Origin of the sequence: Streptomyces sp. MS06 (assembly GCF_047200655.1) — a bacterium.
GTDB lineage: Bacteria > Actinomycetota > Actinomycetes > Streptomycetales > Streptomycetaceae > Streptomyces.
The window spans coordinates 1-1060 of the sequence record NZ_JBJZOJ010000149.1; the positions used below are offsets into that span (position 1 = coordinate 1).

Sequence of the window (1060 nt, forward strand, 5' to 3'; positions counted from 1 at the left end):
TGTGGATCCGGTGGATGTGGGCTATTCGCTGGCCGTGTCCCGGGCCGCACTGGAGCAGCGGGCCGTGGTGGTCGGCTCCGATCGCGAGGAGTTGCTGGCGGGGCTGGATGCGCTGGCCGCGGGAGAAACCACGGCCGGTGTGGGCGGTGTGGCCGGTGTGGTCACTGGTCGGGCGCGTCCGGGTGGTCGCTGCGCGGTGTTGTTCACCGGGCAGGGCAGCCAGCGGCTCGGGATGGGCCGGGAGTTGTATGCCGCGTTCCCCGTGTTCGCATCCGCCTTCGACGCGGTCTGCGAGGTGCTGGACGGCCTGCTGGAGCGCCCGCTGCGGGACGTGGTGTGGGGTGGGGACGCGGATGCGGGTGTGCTGGAGCGGACGGCGTTCGCTCAGCCGGCGCTGTTCGCCGTGGAGACCGCCTTGTTCCGCCTGTTGGAGTCGTGGGGTGTGCGGCCTGATGTGGTGGCCGGGCATTCGATCGGTGAGGTGACGGCGGCCCATGTCGCGGGCGTGCTGTCACTGCAGGATGCGGGTCGGCTGGTTGCGGCGCGTGGCCGGTTGATGGACGCCCTGCCCGCCGGTGGGGCGATGCTCGCGGTCGAGGCGACCGAGGACGAGGTACAACCGCTGCTGGTCGGGGAGGTGGGTGTTGCGGCGGTCAACGGGCCGGCCTCGGTGGTGGTGTCGGGTGCCGAGGCCGGGGTGGAGGCGGTGGCTTCCCACTTCGAAGGGATGGGGCGGCGTGTGTCCCGGTTGCGGGTCTCGCACGCCTTCCATTCGCCGTTGATGGAGCCGATGCTGGATGACTTTCGCGCCGTGGTCGGGGGGCTGGCGTGGTCGGAGCCGGTGGTGCCGGTGGTGTCGAACGTGACGGGTGCGGTGACCGGGCCGGGCCTGTTGTCGGATCCGGAGTACTGGGTCGGGCATGTCCGTGAGGCGGTGCGTTTCGCGGACGGGGTGCGTGCGTTGCGGACCCTGGGAGTGTCGCGGTTCGTGGAGTGCGGCCCGGACGCGGTCCTGACCGGTCTGGCTCGCCAGGTCCTCGACCACGACAACGACGCGGGG

The 1060-nt window shown here is 71.5% G+C and carries 1 protein-coding gene; it reads left to right on the forward strand.

The annotated features are described in order from the left end of the window. The coding region (locus tag ACL02U_RS32865; RefSeq protein WP_412794671.1) for an acyltransferase domain-containing protein at window positions 1-1060 on the forward strand (1060 nt) is incomplete at both ends.